At 31.2% G+C, this 22,104-nt stretch carries 18 protein-coding genes and 2 pseudogenes; 2 read left to right on the top strand and 18 right to left on the bottom strand.

All coding sequences use genetic code 11. The features are described 5' to 3' along the window. Positions 1-26: 26 nt before the first annotated feature. From glyA to X924_RS00020, 17 genes are all read right to left on the bottom strand, one after another. A complete protein-coding gene (gene glyA, locus X924_RS00100) occupies positions 27-1,295 on the bottom strand; it encodes a serine hydroxymethyltransferase (RefSeq protein ID WP_121956912.1) in 1,269 nt (422 codons plus the stop codon). 444 nt (positions 1,296-1,739) lie between these two features. Further along, a complete protein-coding gene (locus tag X924_RS00095; RefSeq protein ID WP_121956911.1) occupies positions 1,740-3,116 on the bottom strand; it encodes an N-acetylmuramoyl-L-alanine amidase in 1,377 nt (458 codons plus the stop codon). Then, positions 3,097-4,137, bottom strand: a complete 1,041-nt coding sequence (locus X924_RS00090) for a chemotaxis response regulator protein-glutamate methylesterase (RefSeq protein ID WP_369825997.1) — start codon at positions 4,135-4,137, stop codon at positions 3,097-3,099. Before X924_RS00090 ends, X924_RS00095 begins: the two co-directional genes overlap by 20 nt. A gap of 284 nt (positions 4,138-4,421) precedes the next feature. Further along, positions 4,422-4,904, bottom strand: coding sequence for a diacylglycerol kinase family protein (locus X924_RS00085; RefSeq protein ID WP_121956909.1), 483 nt, complete (start codon positions 4,902-4,904; stop codon positions 4,422-4,424). After that, positions 4,897-5,508 carry a 2-oxoacid:acceptor oxidoreductase family protein gene (locus tag X924_RS00080; RefSeq protein WP_121956908.1) on the bottom strand — a complete coding sequence of 204 codons (612 nt, stop codon included), beginning with the start codon at positions 5,506-5,508 and terminating at the stop codon, positions 4,897-4,899. The genes X924_RS00085 and X924_RS00080 overlap by 8 nt, the downstream gene beginning before the upstream one ends. Further along, entirely contained in the window at positions 5,505-6,335 is an 831-nt protein-coding gene (locus X924_RS00075; RefSeq protein WP_121956907.1) for a 2-oxoacid:ferredoxin oxidoreductase subunit beta, read from the bottom strand. Before X924_RS00075 ends, X924_RS00080 begins: the two co-directional genes overlap by 4 nt. Positions 6,336-6,362: 27 nt before the next feature. Continuing rightward, entirely contained in the window at positions 6,363-6,872 is a 510-nt protein-coding gene (locus X924_RS00070) for a dCMP deaminase family protein (protein ID WP_121956906.1), read from the bottom strand. A gap of 238 nt (positions 6,873-7,110) precedes the next feature. Continuing rightward, on the bottom strand, positions 7,111-8,250 hold the full coding sequence (gene hemW / locus X924_RS00065; RefSeq protein WP_158245258.1) for a radical SAM family heme chaperone HemW: 1,140 nt from the start codon (positions 8,248-8,250) through the stop codon (positions 7,111-7,113). Beyond that, positions 8,240-9,028, bottom strand: a complete 789-nt coding sequence (locus tag X924_RS00060; protein ID WP_121956904.1) for a hypothetical protein — start codon at positions 9,026-9,028, stop codon at positions 8,240-8,242. Before X924_RS00060 ends, hemW begins: the two co-directional genes overlap by 11 nt. 324 nt (positions 9,029-9,352) lie before the next feature. Beyond that, positions 9,353-10,780 carry an Asp-tRNA(Asn)/Glu-tRNA(Gln) amidotransferase subunit GatB gene (gatB, locus tag X924_RS00055; RefSeq protein ID WP_121956903.1) on the bottom strand — a complete coding sequence of 476 codons (1,428 nt, stop codon included), beginning with the start codon at positions 10,778-10,780 and terminating at the stop codon, positions 9,353-9,355. Further along, entirely contained in the window at positions 10,773-12,149 is a 1,377-nt protein-coding gene (gene gatA / locus X924_RS00050; RefSeq protein ID WP_369825991.1) for an Asp-tRNA(Asn)/Glu-tRNA(Gln) amidotransferase subunit GatA, read from the bottom strand. The genes gatB and gatA overlap by 8 nt, the downstream gene beginning before the upstream one ends. 33 nt (positions 12,150-12,182) lie before the next feature. Further along, entirely contained in the window at positions 12,183-12,863 is a 681-nt protein-coding gene (locus X924_RS00045; RefSeq protein WP_121956902.1) for a rhomboid family intramembrane serine protease, read from the bottom strand. 38 nt (positions 12,864-12,901) lie between these two features. Beyond that, positions 12,902-15,265 carry a phenylalanine--tRNA ligase subunit beta gene (gene pheT, locus X924_RS00040; RefSeq protein ID WP_121956901.1) on the bottom strand — a complete coding sequence of 788 codons (2,364 nt, stop codon included), beginning with the start codon at positions 15,263-15,265 and terminating at the stop codon, positions 12,902-12,904. Between the two features lie 248 nt (positions 15,266-15,513). Continuing rightward, the gene (gene pheS, locus X924_RS00035) at positions 15,514-16,545 is read right to left on the bottom strand and encodes a phenylalanine--tRNA ligase subunit alpha (protein ID WP_121956900.1); all 1,032 of its coding nucleotides are present in this window, start codon (positions 16,543-16,545) and stop codon (positions 15,514-15,516) included. Positions 16,546-16,603: 58 nt separating this feature from the next. Next, positions 16,604-17,374 (bottom strand): hypothetical protein, encoded by a 771-nt coding sequence (locus tag X924_RS00030; RefSeq protein WP_121956899.1) that lies wholly within the window; start codon positions 17,372-17,374, stop codon positions 16,604-16,606. A 30-nt stretch (positions 17,375-17,404) separates the two neighbouring features. Further along, positions 17,405-18,013: a hypothetical protein gene (locus tag X924_RS00025; RefSeq protein ID WP_121956898.1), complete on the bottom strand. Its 609-nt coding sequence runs from the start codon at positions 18,011-18,013 to the stop codon at positions 17,405-17,407. Then, complete coding sequence (locus X924_RS00020; RefSeq protein WP_121956897.1) at positions 18,006-18,575, bottom strand: flavin reductase family protein; 570 nt, start codon at positions 18,573-18,575, stop codon at positions 18,006-18,008. Before X924_RS00020 ends, X924_RS00025 begins: the two co-directional genes overlap by 8 nt. 537 nt (positions 18,576-19,112) lie before the next feature. Between X924_RS00020 and X924_RS10435 the strand changes: the two are divergent. Beyond that, a pseudogene (locus X924_RS10435) lies at positions 19,113-19,469 on the top strand (flagellin); the annotation flags it as partial. A gap of 1,965 nt (positions 19,470-21,434) precedes the next feature. Then, positions 21,435-21,743 (top strand): annotated as a pseudogene (locus tag X924_RS10430) (flagellin); the annotation flags it as partial. Between the two features lie 69 nt (positions 21,744-21,812). Here X924_RS10430 and X924_RS00005 read toward each other — a convergent pair. Beyond that, positions 21,813-22,104: Kiwa anti-phage protein KwaB-like domain-containing protein (locus tag X924_RS00005; RefSeq protein ID WP_121956896.1), on the bottom strand; the 292-nt coding region annotated here is incomplete at its 5' end.

Below are 22,104 nucleotides of genomic sequence, written 5' to 3'. Positions count from 1 at the left end.
CAAAATATAATATTTTCAAAAGAATTTTATAAAAGATCAAAGTACATTGGAAAACGTTGACAGAGATTTATAACGTCTTTTTTTATTTCTTGAGCTAAATCTTTATCTATAGTTCCCTCTTCGTCTTGAACGTTATTAGCAACTTTTGCTATCAACTCAGCTATTTCAATCATTTCCTCTTCTTTCATTCCACGCGTAGTAACTGCAGGAGTTCCTATTCTTATTCCGCTTGTCACAAAAGGGGATAATTTTTCTTTGGGAACGGTATTTTTGTTGACAGTTATATTACATTCTTCAAGAGCTTTTTCAAGAGCCTTTCCCGTTACATTCAATTGAGTCAAATCTACTAAAAACAAATGAGTATCAGTTCCACCAGACACTATTCTAAAATTTTTCTTTGAAAGTTCTAAAGAGAATTTTTGAGCATTTTTGACAACTTGTTTTTGATATTCTTTGAACTCTTTTTTCATAGCTTCTTTGAAAGCAACTGCTTTTGCAGCGATTATATGTTCTAAAGGTCCTCCTTGAATACCTGGGAAAATAATCTTATTGATTTCTTTGTACAATTCTTTATCGTTGGTTAATATTATTCCCCCTCTGGGGCCTCTTAATGTTTTGTGAGTGGTTGAAGTGACTACATGAGCATATTCTAAAGGATTTGGATGAATACCTGCGGCAACTAATCCCGCAAAATGAGCCATATCAACTACTAAATATGCACCAACTTTATCAGCAATTTCTCTAAACCTTTTAAAATCTATAATTCTTGAATAAGCGCTACCCCCTGCAACAATCACCTTTGGTTTTGTTTCGACTGCTAATTTCTCAACTTGGTCATAATCTATGACTTCAGTTTCTTCATTAACTCCATAAGAAACTACGTTATATAGCATTCCAGAAAAATTTACAGGAGCACCATGTGTAAGATGTCCACCATGACTTAATGACATTCCCATTAAAGTATCTCCTGGTTTCATTAAAGCAAAATATACTCCCATATTGGCTTGTGAACCTGAATGCGGCTGGACATTGGCAAATTCAGCATTAAAAAGAGCCTTCACTCTTTCTCTTGCTAAAGTTTCAACTTCGTCTATAAATTCACAGCCTCCATAATATCTCCTTTTTGGATACCCTTCAGCGTATTTGTTAGTAAATATGCTACCTGCAGCTTGCATAACGGATTTTGAAGCATAATTCTCAGAGGCTATTAATTCTAAACCAAATTCTTGCCTTTTTAATTCTTTTTGAAGTATATCATAGACTTCTGTATCACTTGCTTTTAGATCTTCCCACACGAATGGAAGCCTCCCTTTTATGTATATTTACTCACTTTAGAAATTATGAAATTCATATTTTATCAATATTTTAGCGTTTAACTTTTTATAAAAATATCTCCACAATTCTAATTTTGATCTGTTCTCTATTTCTTTAACTTATTCTGTACTTGTACCGAAGGAGAGGGGAGAGGGCTCCGCCCTGAACCCACTTTAAGTTCAAAAGCTTATTTTTCAAAAATCTCTATTTCTAAAATGTCTATTTAATTCTTACTAACTATGAATTTTTTTAACTTTTCGGTACTTATACCGAAGGAGAGGGGAGAGGGCTCCCCCCTGAACTCACTTTAATTCAAAAACTTATTTTCAGAAAATCTTCATTTTTAAAGGCTCCAATCTATATTTTATAAGCATCTGTAATACATTATAAATTAGAAATTTTATTTTTAGTTTCTGAGCTTTTTCTCATTTTAAATCAAAGTAATCAATCACGGCATTTTTAATCATTTCCGCAAACTTATCAACGTACTCACCTGTTTTAAATTTCGCTTCGACTTCAGGATTACTTATAAATTCCATTTCAAATAATATAGCGGGGCTTTTAGTGTATGCTAAAACCGCAAACTCACCTTTATGTATTCCCCTGAATTTGATTCCATTACCTCCAATATAATTTCCCAGCATCTTTGCAAAGTTTTCACTTTCATCTAATGTGTTTTCTTTATCTTTTACCCAAGTTTCTATAAGACTTTTATCCTTACTCATGTCTAAGTTTTCTCGATAAGCTATTCTTCTTGCATAAGCATTCTCAGAAAAATCAAAATAATAAACTTCTGAACCCGATACTGTTTTATCACTTGGGAAGTCGTTCATATGTATACTTATAAATAGATCAGCTCCTTTTTCGTTTGAAAACATTGCCCTATCGTATAGATCTACATAGATATCTGTTGTTCGTGTAAGGTAAACATTAATGCTATAGGGTTGTAACAATTCTTGAACCTTTTTAGCTACAGCTAAGGTTATATCTTTTTCAAATACTTTATTGGGTCCTACAGCTCCAGAATCTATACCTCCATGGCCAGGATCTAAAACTAAAACAGGTAAGGCGACATTTTCTTCAAATGAAAGGTCTAATATTATTCTGTCTTCTTCTATTATTTCATTCACATCGGCAGAGTTATTTAACTTTATTTGAACCCATACCTCCGTCGGAGAATAATGATAAGCTTTTATATGGTTAATTTTATTGTTGTATTCTTCATAATAATAAGTATCTGGTACTTCAGCGCCTTTAATCTTTATTAAGTAGCCAGATCTATTTACAAGAGGATATACTCCAACTTCTTCAGCAGAAGATGAAAGTTCTATAATAATTCTTGCATCAGTTTTTTGTATTATCGTTTTTATAGATAAAACTTTAGCTAAAGGTATGTTTAAATATACGGATGTTGGGTTAGAAATCAATTCAAGGTTCATAACCTTTGCTAATAATTCTGGAGTTAAATATACCTTTCCGTCTACAATTTTTAAGTCTGTTGGATCAAAATGTAAAGATTCACTACTGTTTATGATTGCCAAACTGCTTTGTGGAAAAATAAAAACATTCCATTTGCTATCTTTTATGTATATAAGGGTAGAATTATAAACCTCTAAACTTTTGCCACTTTTTTGAGCGATAATATCAAGATTAATGTAAGTGTTATCCCCTTCTGTTATTACATATTTTGAATCAATTTCCCGCCATTGAAAATAGACACTTTTTGAAAAACTTAAAATAGAAAACATTACAAAAAAGAAACATAAAAAAATTTTTAGAAAATCACTTACTTTTATATTCACTGCTTTCTCCTCCTGAGTTTTTAGATAAAAGTTCGACTATTTTGGAAGGTATTTGATAATTAGGAAGAACAAAGTCTGCATATCCTTCTTCCACTACAATTTTAGGCATCCCATAAACAACACATGTTTCTTTTGATTCAGCTATTACCTTTCCTCCATAATGTTTGACTTTAAATGCCCCTTTTGCTCCATCTCTACCCATTCCTGTTAAAATAGCAGCTAAAGTATTTTCTTTAAATATTTCTGAGGCTAAATCAAAAGTAAAATCTGCTGAAGGTCTAACATTATTGATCTTTTCACTTTTGTCTAAAAAAAGTTTTATTTTATGAGCATCTTGTTTTAATCCCAAATGATAATCTCCAGGCGCAACATATACAACATTTCTTTGAAGTAATTCTCCATCTTCTGCTTCTTTAACCTTTAAATTAGATATCTTATCGAGTCTATCAGCCAAGGATTTTGTGAAACCTGGTGGCATGTGTTGAACTATTATAACAGGTACATTCAAATTTTCCGGAAGTTGTGTGATGATGGTATCTAATGATCTTGGACCTCCTGTAGAACTAGCAATCAAAACAATTTTTTGGCCTATTATGTTAAAATTAGTTCTTTTTTTAATTTTTTGACGTTCCAAAAAATGTAAAGCTTTAAGTTTTTCAATTGGAACATTTATACTTTCTCTAATTTTTTTTAACAATTCATCTTGAACATCTCTAAAAGTCCACGATGTACTTCCTGCAGGTTTCTGTATAAAATCAAAAGCACCTTTCTCCAAGCATTCTATTGTTATATCTGCATCTTTGGAGGTCAAACTACTTACCATAATAACTCTTGTCGGGAATTTTTGCATGATTTCTGTTAATGCTTCAAGCCCATTTTTTCTGGGCATCTCTATGTCTAATGTTATAACATCTGGTTTTAAAGATAAAACCTTTTCAACAGCTTCTTCGCCATCTTTAGCTATTGCGATAACCTTCATATCTGGTTGCTGATCAATTATATCTTTTAAAACCATTCTCATAAATGGCGAGTCATCTACTATTAAAACCTTTATTGGATCCACTAATAGCTCCTCCTGTGTTTACAAATTTATTTACTCAATTTAGAAATTCTAAAAATCACATTTTATAAGTATTTTAGTGTTTAACTCTTTATGAAATATATTTACAATTATAATTTTGACAAATTCTGTATTTTTTTAACTTCTTTGGTACGTATACCAAGGGAAAAGGAGAGAGTTCCACCCTGGATCCGTTATAAATTCAAAAACGTATTTTTAGAAAATTCACATTTTTAAAGTCCTTATTATAAATTTTTATCAGAGGGTTTTTTAATAGCTCCGACAATATTGAGAACCAACAAAAATATACCTGCTATTATTATACCGTATTTTGGAGGCAAATTGAAAAAAGCTCTACCAAATATTGTTATTCCTATAGCAACTGCAAATATCGAAGTTATAAGCACAGCAGCTGCTGAAATATCTTTTATTAACTTTACTGAGGAACTATAAAAAGGATGAAGGAAATCTAAAAGTTTTTCAAAGACTGTGTTTATACTTTCCATAATTAGAACAAGAAATACGGATAAAATTATAAAGATAAATTCAATTTCTGTTAGATTTGCAAAAAAAGCAACAATCATAACTATTAAACCAACTAAACTTTGAATTCTAAAGTTTCTTTGAGTTTTATAAATCTCAAAAATTCCTTTAAAAGCATAATTAAAGCTATTCTTTAAACTTTTAAGATTGTTTTCTGATTTGTAATTAGTCCTATTATTATTCATAACCCTTCCCTAATTTTTGAGTCCTTTCATTTAATTTCAACAAATATTTTTTTTCAATCAACGTGTAACCTTTTTTCACTGCTTTTTCATCGATTTCTACGTAATTTTTTGAAACATTTTCTTTAACTATTTTTAAAAGTGTTTCTAAAGGGACTATTTGAGTGACAGCACAAAGCACTCCCAGTCCAACCATATTAGCGACGTTCATATTCAGCAATTCTTCTGCAGCAACTTCAGAAGCTGGAACTCTGATGATTTTTTTAGTTATTCTTTCAATATATGAAGGGATATTATCAACAAATTTCCCATCATAAAACAATATGCCGTTTCTTTTTAAAGTAGAAATATGTGGTATACCAAGATTATGCATTAAGTACAATATATTAAAATTTTTTGATTCTGGGTAGTCTATCGGTTCATTGTTAAAAAGAACATCACAATAGGATAATCCGCCTCTTACTTGTGCTCCATAATGTTGAGTCTGAACAACCCAATATCCTTCTTCTATCAAAGCTTTTGATAAGATAATACCCATCAAAATGTTTCCTTGACCTGCTTCTCCACTAATTCTTATTGAAATTGGATTTAAGGGTGAGAAGTTCATCTTGATGCCTCCCCTGTTGAAAACTGCTTTTTCATTTTGTTATATTTATCCACGTATCCTTCTTTTTCGACGTTTAAAAATTCACCTATGACGATTTTGCCTTTCAACTCTTCCTCATTCATATTTTTTGCTTTATGAACCATAATGGAGTTGTCTTTAAAATATTGCAACATTTCCGAAGGCTGAGGCATTCTGTTATATCTTCCAAAATATGTGTGACAATTAGTTACTACTTCCACAACCGCCATACCTGTATGTTTTATAGCATTTTCTATAAACTTGGTAGTTAACATATAATGATAAACAGTGGATCTTGCTACATAAGTTGCTCCTGAAGTTATTGCCAACTCTACCGGATTAAAATTTTCTTCTAAGTTTCCATAAGGAGAAGTTGATGCGTAACTATCTTCTGGAGTAGTAGGTGAATATTGGCCGCCTGTCATTCCATATATTGAGTTGTTGAAGATTATTACAGTTAAATCCATATTTCTCCTACATGCATGGATAAAATGATTCCCGCCTATTGCGAGTATATCTCCGTCTCCTCCCATAACTACTACTTCAAACTCGGGTTTTGCAAGTTTTACTCCTGTTGCAAAGGCAACGGCTCTACCATGTAACGTATGCATGGTATTAAAATCAAGGTAGCCTGTAACTCTTGAAGAACAACCTATTCCGGATATCACTGCGACTTTATTCTTGTCTAATTGTAAATTGTGAGCAGCTTCTATAAAATTTTTCATAATTATTCCATTGCCGCATCCTGGGCACCATACAGTTGTCATCCTATCTTTTCTCAAATAGTTAAAATACTTTTCAGAAGGCATTTCAACCACCTTTCTAATTTTTAGTTATTATTTAATAACTTTTATTTCTATGCCGCATGTTTCAAAAAAAAGTTTTGTTAAAGCATCTGGATATTCTTTTTTAAAGAGCACCTTTTTTATTCCAGCATTGATTATTAATCTTGCACATACAGAACACGGTTGATGGGTAACATATATAATTGAGTCGCTTGTATTTATACCAAATTTTGCAGCTTGCATTAATGCGTTTTGTTCTGCATGAAGTCCATAACAAATTTCTTGATGTTCTCCACTTTTAATATTTAAATCGTCTCTTATGCATCCTATTACATTACAATGTGGAAAACCAGATGGAGGTTGATTGTAACCTGTAGCCAAAATTCTTTTTTCTTTAACGATTATTGCACCTACTTTCCTATGGACACAAGTTGACCTTTGACTTACAAGTTCAGCAACTTCCATAAAATATTGATCCCAGTCTTCACGTGTTTTATTAGGAATATTTTTTAAACTACCTTTATTATTTAGGTAAATTTCAACTTCCTCTCTTTTATCCAAAAAGGCACCTCCTACTGTTTATTTTATATTCGCTTAAAAAATTCTAAAGCTTAATTTTAACAGTATTTTAGATTCGAATTTTTCCAAAAATACTTCTCCAACTCTAATACTTATAAAACATGAATTTCTTTAACTTTTTTGATGCGTGTAACTAAAGAGAGGGAAGAGGGCTCCGTTCTGAATCCGTTTAAAAATCAAACTTTGTTTTTAGAAAATTTCTCATTTCTAAAGGTTCTATTTATTCTAATGCAATCAATTCCTCAAAAACATATCGTGAAAAATCTAAACCTTTCTTTGTAAGCTTTATAGCTCCATCTTCATATGTTATATACCCTGGAAGATTTTTTAATATCTTGTTTATAAATTCATCTAAAATTGGTTTTTCAAATCTATCTAATAAGGACTCATAACTCAAGCCTTCAAGTAATCTCAAACCCATAAATAAAGTTTCTGTTAGTTCTTGGTATTCGTTATTGTTATAGGTAAACTCATATGCAAAATTATCTGAAGTTAGAGCTTGTACATAAACCTCAATATCACAGGTATTTACGTACCTGAATCTATTTAGATGGCCTCCAGCTGAAAGCCCAAAGCCAATATAATTTAGGTTTTTCCAATAAAATTCGTTATGAAGAGATTCTTTGTTATCTTGAGACCAACTTGATATCTCATATCTATTGTAACCTATTTTTTCTAATTTTTGATAGATAAAATCCAATAAATCTGAAAGAAGGTCACAATCAGGAAGATGCATTTTTCCATTCTCACATAAATTTTTTAAAGGGGTTTCATGTGAGGGATCAAATAAATAATAAGAAATGTGAGGAGGCTTCAATTTTCCAATGTATTCAAGAGTTTTTTCTACTGTGTTTTTATTTTCACCTGGTAAGCCGAGTATAAAATCTATATTGACGTTCTCGAAAAAAGAGCTAATAAGATTATAAGCTTTTACCCCTTCTTCAAAAGTATGTAACCTACCAACGTTTTTCAATATGTTGTCAGAAGCACTTTGAAATCCCACAGAAATTCTGTTTATTCCCATGGATTTATATGTTCTTAGCTTAAATTCATTTATGCTTTCGGGATTTACCTCTATCGTAAATTCTTCTAATTCCGATAGATTGTAATTATCTTTCAAAATATGAAATATATCTTCTATATAATATGATTCAACATATGAAGGAGTACCTCCACCCAAATATACTGTTTTAACCTTTTTGTCTTTTAATTCATTACTTCGTAAGGTGAGCTCTTTTTTTAAAGCGTCAAAATAGATATCTTTAAGTTTTGTGTTTGTTGTTGAAACATAATCGCAGTAGAGGCATCTTCGTTTACAAAAGGGTATGTGTATGTATATTGCTATTTCATTAGAATTCAATAAATATTCCACCTCCCTTGTTATTAAAAGTAACTAACAAAGGAAATTGTAAATTTTTGTTAAACACATAGAATTCATAAAAGATATCTTGACCAACAGCAAATCTTGCACCAATGTGTAAATTTTGTTTAAAAATATTTACAGGAAAAGAAAAAGTTATGTTAGGATAAAAGTTTTCTTCTATATACGATATTCCAATATCTAAAGAATCCAAATAATAATTGTCAAAATTAACTAAAGGGATATCTATGTGAAAACCGGTGGAATAACCAATAGAAATAGGAATTTGTAAAGGTCTGTAAAGTAAAGAAGTTAGTTTAAAATAATTAAAATCATTTAATTTCAAAAATATCAGGTTACCTAACGCATATGTTGGAATATTGAACTCTGCTAAACTTAAATTGTGAATACTATAGTTTTTTTGTTGAGCTTCAATTCTTTGCAAGCTTTTTATATTTACAATACCAAAGAGCTGATTTTCAATTTTATACTCATATCCTAAGGAAATTTTTTCGTTATATATTGGGATATTTATAAAAGCTTTAAAAAGAGATTCGCCAGTTTTAAGTCGAATTGTTCTGTTAAAAATCGTATTTTCTATAAAAAGTGAATTGTAATCATAATAGCTTAATCCAATACCTACACCGTCAAAATTAGATGTGAATGCTGAGATACTTATACCTTTACTATCAATGTCTGGTTTAATTGGTTCATAGCTTATATATGAAAAAGAAACTATGGAAAATAAAACAAAGAAAAAGATAATTAACTTTTTCAAAGTAAATCCTCCTAAATTTCATTAATTTACTGTCTTTAGAAATACTAAAATTCACATTTTATAAATATTTCAACGTTTAACTCTTTATAAAATGCCTCCACAATTCTAATCTTGACCAATTCTCTATTTTTTTAACTTCTTCGGTACTTGTACCGAGAGAGGGGAGAGAGGGCTCCGCCCTGGACCCGTTATAAATTCAAAAGCTTATTTTTTAGAAAATTATCATTTCTAAAGTCCACATTTAATTCCTTTAGCCTTTCGGTACTTGTACCGAGGGGGAGAGGGCTCCGCCCTGAACCCGTTATAAATTCAAAAGCTTATTTTCTAATCTAAAAACTCCTTCAAAATTTGATTGGTTTTTTGAGGATTTGCTTTTCCTTTAGTTCTTTTCATAACTTCTCCAACAAAAAAACCTAAAAGTTTGGTTTTTCCACTTTTATACTTTTCAACGCTATCTGGGTTTTCCCTTATAACTTGTTCTACGATATTTCTCAATTCAGCTTCATCATCAATTTGTTCTAACCCTTTTTCTTTTATAATTTCTTTTGGACTTTTACCTGTTTTATACACTTCTGGAAATATTTCTTTCATGATTTTTGTCGATATCTTACCTGAATCTAAAAGCTCTTTAAAATCACTGAAAAATTCTGGTTTAATCTTAACATTTTCTATGTTATCTTCGTTTTCTTTCATTGCTCTTAACAAATCTGTCATTATCAAATTACTTACAAACTTAGCGTCTTTAACCTTTTCTACACATTTTTCAAAATAGTCTGCTAATTCTTTACTCGAGGAAAGAATTCCTGCATCGTATTCAGGGATATTGTACTGAGTGACAAATCTTTTCATTTTTTCATCGGGCATTTCAGGAATAGTCTTTTTTACAGTATCTATAAACTCATCTGTTAAAATTAAAGGAAGTAAATCAGGTTCTGGAAAATAACGATAATCCATTTCCTCTTCTTTTGTTCTCATAGAAAAGGTCTCTTTTTTTACGGAATCCCATCCTCTTGTTTCTTGAATTAATTCTTCTTCCGTTTCTAAACTTTTTATTAATCTTTCTTTTTCGTATTCTAAAGCTTTTTCTACAAATTTAAAAGAATTGATATTTTTTATTTCCACTCTTTTACTTATTTTTCCAGTATTTTCATCGAGAATAGAAATATTAGCATCACATCTTAAAGCACCCTTTTCCATATCTCCTGTGGATATTTCCGCATATCTTAAAAGGTCTCTCAGTTTTTCCATGAACTGTCTTGTCTGAAATGGAGTCTCAATATCAGGTTCTGTAACTATCTCTAACAAAGGGATTCCTGAGCGATTAAAATCTATGAGACTTTCTTGAGCCGTTGAAATTTGATCACCTTCATGGAGCATTTTAGCGGTGTCTTCTTCCAAATGAGCCCTTCTTATCCTGACTTTTTTATCTCCAATTTTGATGTATCCATTTGTAACTATGGGATGAAAGTATTGAGTGATCTGATAATTTTTTGGTAAATCAGGATAAAAATAATTCTTTCTATCAAAGCGAGAATATTTATTAACTGATCCATTGAGAATTAAACCGGCTTTTATTGCAAGCTTCACAACTTCTTCATTTAATACAGGCAAAGTCCCTGGTTGACCTGTACAAATGGGACATATGTTTGTATTTGGTTCAAATTCAAAATTTTCAGCACTACATGAACAAAAGGCTTTGGTTTTTGTCAAAAGTTGGGCGTGTATTTCAAGCCCTATTATTGTTTTATACATTAATGTTCAACTCCTTGGAAGCTTTTTCAAAGAAGGTATTTGAAAAACTTAAAAGTGCTTCGTCTTTCATTTTTTGTCCCATAAAATGAACTCCAAAAGGTAAATTATTTATATTTCCAAAAGGTATGCTTATTCCTGGTAGACCTGAAAGATTTGCGGGGATTGTAAATATGTCCATAAGATAATATTCAAGAGGGCTTAATCTTTCACCCAATTTTGGAGGTAGTACAGGAGATGTTGGAGTAACTATAACATCGTAATCGTTTAATACTTTATATAATTTTTCACTCATTAATTTTCTGACTTTAGCTGCCTTTGCAAAATATTGATCATAATAAGCTGATGAAAGATTGAAAGTACCCATCATTATTCTTCTCTTCACTTCGATGCCAAATCCGGATTCGCGAGTTGATCTGTACATTTCGCTTAAGCCAGGGGCCTCTTTTCTTAAACCATACCTAATGCCATCAAATCTTGCAAGATTGGATGAAGCTTCAGATGGAGCAACTATGTAATAAACAGCAACCGAATATTCTAATTCAGGAAGATCTATTACATCAACTTTGGCTCTTTTGTCTTTTAGAAACTTTATAGATAGTTCGAACTTTTCTTTTATATCTTCACCAATATGCTCATTGTAAACAATTTTTGGAATGCATACTTTTGCCTTGGAAAGATCAAATTCCAAATTTTCAGTCAAATTTACGTTATGCTTAATAGTAGTAGAATCTTTAATATCTTTGCCTTTCATGATTTCCGTTACCAAAGCAACATCTTTTACATTATTTGCAAATACACCAATTTGGTCTAAAGACGAAGAAAATGCGGTTAAACCGTACCTTGAAATCATACCGTATGAGGGTTTAAATCCAACAACTCCACAAAAAGAAGCTGGCTGTCTAACTGAGCCTCCAGTATCCGAACCTAAGGAAAAAGGTACGTATCCTGCGGCTACTGCTGCAGCAGATCCTCCACTGCTTCCACCGGGTACTCTGGAAATATCTCTTGGATTTTTTACAGGCCCAAAAGCTGATTTTTCATTAGTGTTTCCCATAGCAAACTCGTCCATATTTGTTTTTCCAATAACGCTAAAACCAGCTTTCAATAACTTTTCAACAGCGGTTGCTGTGTATGGAGAATCGTAATTTTCAAGCATTTTTGAAGCGTTTGTTGTTTTAGTACCTTTGATTAAAATATTATCTTTAACAAGGAAAGGAACACCGTAATATTTTCCATCTCTATTCCCCTCAACTTTTTCAATCCTTAAAACAGAATTTATTTCTTTGTCACTTTTTAATATTTTATTTAGGCTACTCTCTATAGTGTTTTTACCAAATAGTTCTTCAATAGTCAAAGACAAAAGTATCACCTCTATATTGTAATTCCTTATGCTTATTTCACTTTAAAACAAATAAAAACTAAAATCAAATACTAAAAGCAGAATAAAGCTTGCTACTAATATCCCTAAGGTTATATAATAAAGTATTCTCCAAATATTATAACTTCTTTTTGTATATCTTATAGGTGTCAACCAACCAAATGTAAATCCCATAGCTAATCCACCTAAATGTGCAAAGTTGTTTATGTTCGCTCCTGGTAAAAACCCCCAGATAACATTTATCAAAATAATTGGTAGAAGGGCTGTACCTGTAACTGGTCTTAAAATCGTAGGTGTATCGTGTCTAAAGCCAGCTCCAAACAAAAGGCCGATTAAACCAAAAATAGCTCCTGATGCTCCAACAGAAATAGCGGTGGGCATAAACATATGAGTTAATATGTTTCCAAAAATTCCTGAAAACATATATATAGTAATAAATCTTTCAGGGCCATATGCTCTCTCAACCAAATTACCGACATAGAACAGAGCGATCATATTAAAAAATATATGGAAAAGTCCTCCATGAACAAACATTGATGTTACAAGTCTAAACCATTCTCCCATTTTTATCAAATTGCCTATCTGTGCACCAAATAGTATATACAATCTTGGATCTGAGAACGCTCTAAGTCCACCTATTAAAAACATAAGCAGAAAAATGATCACGTTTATAATTATCAAAATACTTGTTAGATTTCTTCGCAAGTTTTTTCATCCTTTCGTTTTAATTTTTATAGTTTTAATTATCTTTCTCTAAGTTTTACATTTAGTTTTTGCAATTTGTTGAGAATATTTTTTTCAACTTCGTTAACTTCCTCATCTTTTAACGTTTTATGCTCAGATCTGTACACGATACTTACAGTTATACTTATTTTGTCTTTTGGTAAATTTTTACCTTTATAAACATCGAATATTTGAAATTCTTCGATTATATTGCTACCATCTTCTATAACTTTTTGAATTTCTTTGAATTCCACTGATATAGGTACAACAAAAGCATACTCCCTCTTTATTGCGGGGAAATCAAAATTTCTAATCTTTTTGCTAACATCTTTTCGATTTGCAAACAAGGTATCGAGGTTTATCTCACATATATAAACTGGGGACTTTATTTCATAAAAACTATCAGCAGTCTGAGGATCCAACAATCCTAAAAAACCAATTTTTAGATCATTTAAAAACAACTCAGCACTTTGAGACTTCATCAAACCTATTTGAGAAGATCTAAGAAAATCTACATTCAAACTCCATTCCTTAAAAACATTCTCTAAGTTACCTTTTAAAGTGTAGAACGAAATTTCACGCTTGTCGGTAAAGTCATATTCGTTTTCCCTGCCTGTTGCAATAAATGCTAAATTTGTGAACTCTTTTGCTCCTGTTTCACTACTGTCGTCTTTTAAAAAAACCTTGTCTATTTCAAATAATTTTATATCTCTGTTTTGATTTCTGTAGTTAAAAGAAGTTGCTTCCAACAGCCCATATACTAACTTAGGAGTAATGTATTCATATTCGGATGATAATGGGTTCACTACTTTTAATTCTACATCATCTTCCATCCACATACGTTTTATATTGTTCAAAGGAAAAGTTTTAGCTTCATGAAAACCATTTGCTAACATTATATCTGTAACTCTATCTTTAAAAGCAACAAATTCTCCTTTAGTTCCTGTTAAACCTGATATAGAAGGAAAATATGAAGGAATCTTTGAATATCCATAAACTCTTCCAACTTCCTCAACAATATCTATTTCGTCGATGATATCCGGCCTTTTCGTAGGAATTGATACTAACCAATTTTCATTTTGGTTTACAAAAGTAAAGTCTAATTTGTTAAAAATTTTTTCCACATCAGATTTTTCAATTACTTTGCCTAATCTGCTATTCAAATAATTCTTTCTCAATAAAATACGCTTTTTTTCAATAGTATTTGGATATACATCCGTTGTAAAACCATCTACTTTTCCCGTTGCTAATTCAGTTATGAGTTTTATTAACCTTCCCATGACGATTTCAGAATCGTTTGGGTCAACACCACGTTCAAATCTATAAGAAGAATCAGAGCTTATTTTATGGTAACTTGAAGATTTTCTAATGTTTACAGGATCAAAATAAGCTACTTCTAACAAAACTGACGTTGTATGTTCATTTATTCCACTTAATTCTCCGCCCATTATTCCTCCAAGGGCTATTATGTTTCTACCATCTGTGATGAGAGTCTCATCTCCGCGCAAAGTATATTCTTTTTCATCCAAAAGTAAGACTTTTTCACCATTATTTGCTTTTCTAACAACTATTTGGTTGCCTATGAGGTCTAAATCGAATGCGTGAATTGGATGCCCTGTTTCAAGCATAACATAATTTGTTATATCAACGATATTGTTAATACTCCTTATTCCAGCTCTGCCTAACCTTTTTACAAGCCACAATGGAGAAGGGCCAACTTTTATATTTTTCATAACAGTTGCCATATATCTTTTACATTTATCATATTCAATCGTAACTGGAAACCCTTCACCTTTTTGTATTTGAGTATAATCAAAGAGTGTAAAATTTTCTCCACATCCTATAGCTTCTAGTTCCTTAGCTATGCCTAAATAAGAAAGCAAATCAGGCCTATTGGGGAGTATATCGATTTCTAAAATTTCATCTGCTAAGTTAAAGTATTTTAAAAAGTCCACTCCTGCTTCAACATCATCGATTATTCTGTAAATCTTATCAGCGTCTTCAGATATTCCTAGTTCTTTCAAAGAACACATCATACCTTCAGAAACAATTCCTTTAAAATCTCTAGTTTCTATTTTAACGTTGTTCACTAAAATTGCACCAGGTAAAGCAACAGGAACTTTTTCTTCTGCTTTAACTGTAAGATCACCTGTAACAATCTTTTTTATTGAATTACCTACGTCAATTTCGCAAACAACTAAATTATCAGAATTTTTATGAGGTTTTACATCTTTTATTTTACCAACAACAACATTTGAAAGATTTTTTCCTACTTTAGAGTAGCTTTCAACATCGGTAGTATGAAGTTTTAACTCATTAATTAATTCCTCTGTATTTTTTGTGATATTTATGTAATCTGTTAACCATTCAATGGATACCTTCATTCTTACCTCCTGTGATTTATTAGCCTATATTTACTTTAAAAATTAGTTTTTATCAATATTTTAGTTTTATTTTTTTCAAAAGTATCTTCACTGTGTTAATTTTTATCAACTATCTATTTGTTTAACTTAGTTGATAATTCTCCTGAAAGAACGGGATTAACTTCTTTCTGAGTCCACTTTAAATTCAAAAACTTATTTTAACAAAACCTTTCTTTTCTAAAAAGTTTATCTGTATATTATTCCTCTTATTACCAACTTTCTATAAACCTTACATCATTTTTATAGAACTCCCTCATTTCTGGAACATTGTATTTTAACAACGCAACCCTTTCAACTCCCATTCCAAAGGCAAAACCTTGCCATATTTCAGGATCATAGTTTACACTTTTTAATACATTGGGATGAACTAATCCTGCCCCTAATATCTCTATCCATCCAGAATTTTTACATATGTTACAGCCTTTACCTCCACAAAAGATACAACTTATGTCAACTTCAAAACTTGGTTCTGTAAAAGGAAAATAACTCGGCCTTAAAAGTATTGATACTTTGTTACCAAAAAGTTTTTTTGCCATTGTTTCAAGATACATCTTTAAATGTGAAACAGAAACGGTTTTATCTACATACAAACCTTCCACTTGATGAAAAACAGGAGAATGAGTGGCATCTAATTCATCTTTTCTATATACCCTTCCCGGTGAAATTATTGCTAAAGGGGGTGTGCTTTTTAGCATGGTTCTTATTTGGACGGGAGAAGTATGGGTACGTAGAAGCTTTTGTTGGTCAGTTGTTATATAAAAAGTATCCTGCATTTCTCTTGCAGGATGCCATTTAGGAGTATTGAGAGCGTCAAAGTTATACCATGCATCTTCTATTTCAGGTCCTTCCGCTATCGAAAAGCCCATACCTATGAAAATTTCTTCTATCTCCCTAATTGTTTTTGTGATAAAACTTTCTTTTCCAATTTTTCTAATTGCTCCTGGAATTGTAACATCGACCCAATTTTCTTTCTCTTTTTCTTCTAATTCAGCTTTTTTCAATTCTGCTAATTTATTCTCAAAGATATCTTCAATTTCGTTTTTTAACTCGTTAATGACCTTACCATACTCTCTTTTAGCTTGATCATCAAGATTTTTCAAGTTTTTCATCAAACTTTTAGTTAATCCATTTTTGCCGAGGTACTTAGATTTTAGATTTTGAAGGTTTTGAATATCGTTAATATCACTTAGTTCTTCTCTTAGAGCTAAAAGTATTTCCTCTTTATTCAAATTATAGTTCACAAAAAATACCTCCTAAGACTGATTGAGAGTTCTGATCTGAACCCAGTATAAGTATATTTTATTTTTGGATGAATGGATTAATCCAATTCTTCCAACCGAAAAGTCCCCATATAATAATAGAAATTAATAATATTATAGCTGAATAACTTAAAATAATATTGGAAAAAAAGCTAATACCTAATAAAACTATAATTAAAAGCTTTAGAAATTTATTCCTAAAGGTGTTTGTTAAAATTATTCCACTAAAAGTTAGTATCCCGAAACTAAAAAAACTTTCAAAATTATATGTGTGAAAATAAAAAATAAGAAAAATTGAAAAGAAAAATAAGAAAAATATTGCCATATTTACAACTACTTCTTTGTTATATCCAAACTTTAATAAAAGTAATTTATTAAAAGAAAATGGTTTATATATTAAACCTAATAGAATAAACCATATAAAATATATTACATAAAAAATATTTCTTACGAAATAATATGATTTAGGCATTCTTAAATAATCTGTAATAAAAAAACTCAGTGGAACATAATTTCCCATCATCTTTGATAATTCATAACCTACTGCATAAAGATCGTTTTGTATAATATCTAAATCTTCTAATTCTTTTGATAAGTAAACTTCAATTTTATCTTTCTGAGGCTTTATAACCGCAAGAGCATTTTCTGGAAATATATCAGTTTGCTTTAATCTTTTGTTTTCAATGTGTATATTGCTTAAAAAATAAAAAGGTTCTATTTTTAAAAGATAAAAACTCATTCTTTGCATACCCCAAAGAATTAAAATAAAGACTATTGAAGAAAACAAAAATCTTTTTGTATTTTTAGTCACCCTTAGCCCCGCCTTAAAAATCTCTCGAAATTATTTTTGAGAATTATCTGCAAGTTTCCATTTTTTATACCTCAAGTCTTCTATATTTGAAATAATGTTGCTTAATTCCGAAACTTCTGTTTTATCGGATAACCTTTCAAAAAAGTCCCCTTGTTTCATAGTTAATTCAAGCCCTTTTTCATCTATGACCTTTTCAACAGTAGCTTCCAACAATTCTTTAGAATCAGTAATTACAAAAATGCTTCCATCCTTTTTGTAATCAGTTACGAATCTTGAAATGTTTGCAAGTTCTTCGTATCTGATTTCGTTACTATTTGCACCTATAAATATTAAATGCCTACGTTTGGGTTTATTCTTCAGTATATTACAAATGCTATCTTCCCAAATTCCAGGTACTACAATATGCGTAAAAACCCTTCCTACCCAATTTGTTCCATTGGCTATTATTCCATTAACCATAACCTTTTTCGCATATTTTTCTGGTTCTGATATCAACCTAAAAAAGTTAGAAGTTAAAACTATCGGATTTTCTGTGTAAATTCCTAATGTTTGACCTTTTTCTAATCTTATTTGAGGGAAAGCGATAGAAGGTTCTATTATATCCAAAATGACAGAATCCGAACTTTGTTTTTTAATCATCTTTTCCACCTCTATTCAAAGCTTGTCTAACCGCCTCAACGATACTTTTAGTATCAAACGGTTGAATTTTCGTCAAATCAATCGAACTAAAAGTATCCTTGCCCAAATAAACAATAGGATCTGCATCTTTCAAATTCGCTTTTTTGTGAGTGTTTATCACCTTCCCCACAATGAAATCATGATCTCCCACTTCAAAATAGCTTTCTAAAACGCATTCCATAGAAAAATATCCTTCATCTATGTAAGGAGATTTTATGAATTCGGATTCTTTTAAATTAACTCCTGAAATAGAAACTTTATCTCCTTCTCTTCCTGATATTCTTCCAAATTTTACAGCCAATTCTGCCTTTTCATATGATAAAAAAGAAACACTAAACTCCTTTTCTTTCATGATCATGTCGTATGTAAAACGACTTTTGCGTATAGCAAAACCAAATAAAGGAGGATTAGAAGATAAAGGAGTAGACCATGCTACTGTCATAGAATTGACAAAGCCGTTACTTTTAACTGTGACCAAACACACAGGCATAACAATATTTTCACTAAAACGGTTGTTTGACATATCGACGCCTCCCAACCTAAAATTATATCATAATTAACATAAAAAGTAGAAATTTTACGACAGCAGGCACTTTTTTTACATTTTTCAAACTCTGAGATATATTATTAATTATACTAAAAAATTATCCAAAATTTTCTCACATAGCAGAAATTTTCATATTATTTTCAGAGTAAGCTTATGAAATTTTAGAATTTTCAACAAAAATTTTAGGAATCGGGTAAGTAACCCAAGAATAATATATTGAAAACGATTTTCCATACTTTGAAAGTTGAGTCAATTATTGAAGCTTTTTTTTGGTTTTGATTTAATATTTTACTTAAAAACAAACAGTTTTTGACTTTTAAACAGCTTTAGGGCGGAGCCCTCCCCCCTCTCTTTCGCTACATGTAGCGAAAAAGTTAAAAAAATTAGAAATTAGTAAGGATTAGAAGTGGGGAGGTATTTTGTAAAAAGTTAAACGTTGAAATAAATATTTATAAAATGTGAAGTTTAGAATTTCTAAAGTGAGTATACAAAAATTTTCAAGGAGGTAAAAGTATGAGAATTAACCAAAATATTAATGCATTAAAAGCCTGGCGTTCACTTGATAATGTGAACACTTCTATGGGGAAAACACTCGAAAAGCTTTCAACTGGGTTACGCATCAATAGAGCAGGTGATGATGCAGCAGGACTTTCTATGTCTGAAAAAATGCGAGCTCAAATAAGTGGTTTAAACATGGCAGTTAAAAATGCACAAGATGCAATATCTTTGATACAAACTGCAGAGGGTGCACTAACAGAGACACATTCGATACTTCAAAGGATGAGAGAGCTTGCAGTACAATCTGCAAACGACACGAACGTAGATGTGGATAGAGATGCCATTCAAAAAGAAATAGATCAATTAGCTGCAGAAATTACAAGAATAGCTGAAACGACTCAATTTAACGCTATTGATTTACTAAAAGGAAGTTTTTCAGCAAAGTTTCATATTGGAGCTAACGAAGGTCAAAATGTTGAGTTAAATATTGCTAATATGAAAGCAAGTGCATTACAAATAGGGACAGAATACACCGCTACTACTATTAATGGACATTCTGTATTAAGGGATAAAAACGGAAATGTAAAAGCGGTTTGGTATGAAGGCGGTTATTTTGACAAAAATGGCAATTTAATTTTTGGGGCAAACGGGCAATATACTATTAATGGAAACACATTAGTTTATCAAGGTGAAGAAGTTGCAGTGTGGAAGGATGCACAGCAAGTAATTCAAGAAGGATATTTTGACAGTGAAGGCAATCTAATTACAAGTATAAATGGTCCTTTAACAGCTTCAACTGTTGGCAATAACTATGTACTTAAAGATTCTAATAGTAATGTAATTGCTACTTGGTATGATAAGGGTTACGTGACCACGGATGGAACGTTAATAACTAGAATTAATCAAACACTAAGTATTGGTAGTGAGATAAATATAGGAGGATCTACATATGTTGCTAAAACATATAATTCTGATGTTTATAAGGCAGTTTCTTATGAAGTTAATACATTTAGTGGGGTAACTTTAGTAGCAGATCAATATACAGTTGTTACTTACTCTGTAGTAAATAATGCTACCGGTAGTTTTTTTGTTAAGGGATCAACAACTATAGCTCAATACAATAGCACTGCTAAAGCTTACCTTAGCCTTAGTGGAAATACTGTAATATACAATTCTGCTTTAGCTTTGTCTACGGGGGAAGTTTATGCTTTAGAAGATACTGATAATGGTTCATCTAAAACTGTAGCAATTTCAGAAAATGGTGGATATTATGGATATTATGATAATAAAAACAATTTAGTATATAAAGGTAGTTTAAGTTTAGGAAGTCAAGTTTATGCTTTAGAAGACGGCGGAAAACTTGTAGGTGTTTTTCAAAACGTTTCAAATAGGAATGGATATTACTATGATGGAAATCTTGTTTTTCGCACAGAATCAATGTATCCTTCTTCTACTACTGTGTGGGCATTAAAAAATGAAAGTGATGAGGTATCAGCTATTTGGGTTGGTAACCAATATATATCTTTAGATGGTTTAACAACTTTGCCAAGCGTACAAATACGTGAAGGTGGTTCGTTTTCTTTCTTAGAAAAGAACGGAGATTCCTTTGCAATTTGGCAAAATGTAAATGGTGCAAACACTGGATATTATGATACGAATGGGAATCTTGTATATAAGAGTGATGAATCTTTAAATAATTCAATTATATTTGCCTTAGAAGATACTGATAAAGGGATAACAAAGACAGTTGCTGTTTGGGATAATGATAATAATGCATATTATGATACAAGTCTTTCTACTTCTGTATATTCGCCGGGAAGTCCAATTACAAATGGGGAAAAGATTTACGTTTTAGAATTAGAAGGAGATACCAAAATACCTGTTTGGAAAGAAGCAAATGGAGAAAATCCCAGTGGATATTACTTAGAAGATGCATTGATTTTTCCTTCTGATATCGAAATTCCAGAAGGTCAAGAACTCAATATTTTATTAGAAAAAGGTAGTAATAACTACTATGCAAGTTTTAAAGAATTATCGGACGATATTGGATATTATGATAATAATGGTGAAATATTGTTAAAATCAACTAATCCACTTGATTTAGATGAGATTGCAGTTAATTTAGAAATAGGAAGTTGGCAAGTTATAGAAGCTACTCAAGACGCCGGATATTATTACGACGACGCACTATTATGGAAAACAGACTCACCCTTTGACGTAGATGATCTTAATAATTGGAAATCTTTTGAAGAAGCAGGTTATGAGGTAGGATACTATGATTCAGAAGGAAACTTGATGTTTGCTACAAAAACAGTGTTCGAAAATGATACACGAATAACAAAAGGTATAGATGTATCAACTCAAGAAGCAGCTGATGCAGCTATATCTAAGATTGATAGTGCAATAAACTTTGTTTCTAATGAGAGATCGAATCTTGGAGCGATGCAAAATAGATTAGAACATACTATAAGAAACCTTCAAGTCTCATCAGAAAATTTAGCGGCTGCTGAATCAAGAATTAGAGATGCAGATATGGCAAAGGAAATGATGGAATTTACAAAGCAACAGATCTTAATGCAAACTTCAAACGCAATGCTTGCACAATCTAACACCATTCCACAAAACGTACTAAGGCTTCTTCAATAATCTTTTCTATTCAAATTCAAAAAAGAGACGTATAAAACGTCTCTTTTTTTACGTAGGGTGTTTCACATGTTAACTTCCCTTAACTACATTCGCTTCGTTTACACGCATTCTTATATTTGAAAGTTCTGAAACATAGTAAAGTTCATTAAAAATATTTAAAAGATCTTTTATGTTTGTTTGGTTATCTAAGATAATTGCTTTGTTTTTTTCATCAATATTCACTTTGAGATCAAATGCTTTTATCATACTGTTTACTCGCGCAAATTCAAAATCTCTGTAATTTCCAACCTTAAAAATGTTGTACAGTTTCTTCATAAACGTTTTTCTTTCAGATATATATCGGCCTGACCCCCTGTTATTG

This window comes from Petrotoga sp. 9PWA.NaAc.5.4, from assembly GCF_002895485.1.
GTDB lineage: Bacteria > Thermotogota > Thermotogae > Petrotogales > Petrotogaceae > AZRK01.
Note: the sequence above shows the minus strand (reverse complement) of the source record. Positions and strands in the feature narration are given on the sequence as shown.

Excerpts from the sequence above, each read along its gene's own strand:
- X924_RS00090 (WP_369825997.1), bottom strand. The coding sequence starts at position 4,137 with ATGAGAATGGTTTTAAAAGATATAATTGATCAGCAACCAGATATGAAG.
- X924_RS00085 (WP_121956909.1), bottom strand. The coding sequence starts at position 4,904 with ATGAATAATAATAGGACTAATTACAAATCAGAAAACAATCTTAAAAGT.
- X924_RS00080 (WP_121956908.1), bottom strand. The coding sequence starts at position 5,508 with ATGAACTTCTCACCCTTAAATCCAATTTCAATAAGAATTAGTGGAGAA.
- X924_RS00075 (WP_121956907.1), bottom strand. The coding sequence starts at position 6,335 with ATGCCTTCTGAAAAGTATTTTAACTATTTGAGAAAAGATAGGATGACA.
- gatB (WP_121956903.1), bottom strand. The coding sequence starts at position 10,780 with ATGTATAAAACAATAATAGGGCTTGAAATACACGCCCAACTTTTGACA.
- pheT (WP_121956901.1), bottom strand. The coding sequence starts at position 15,265 with ATGAAGGTATCCATTGAATGGTTAACAGATTACATAAATATCACAAAA.
- X924_RS00025 (WP_121956898.1), bottom strand. The coding sequence starts at position 18,013 with ATGATTAAAAAACAAAGTTCGGATTCTGTCATTTTGGATATAATAGAA.
- X924_RS00020 (WP_121956897.1), bottom strand. The coding sequence starts at position 18,575 with ATGTCAAACAACCGTTTTAGTGAAAATATTGTTATGCCTGTGTGTTTG.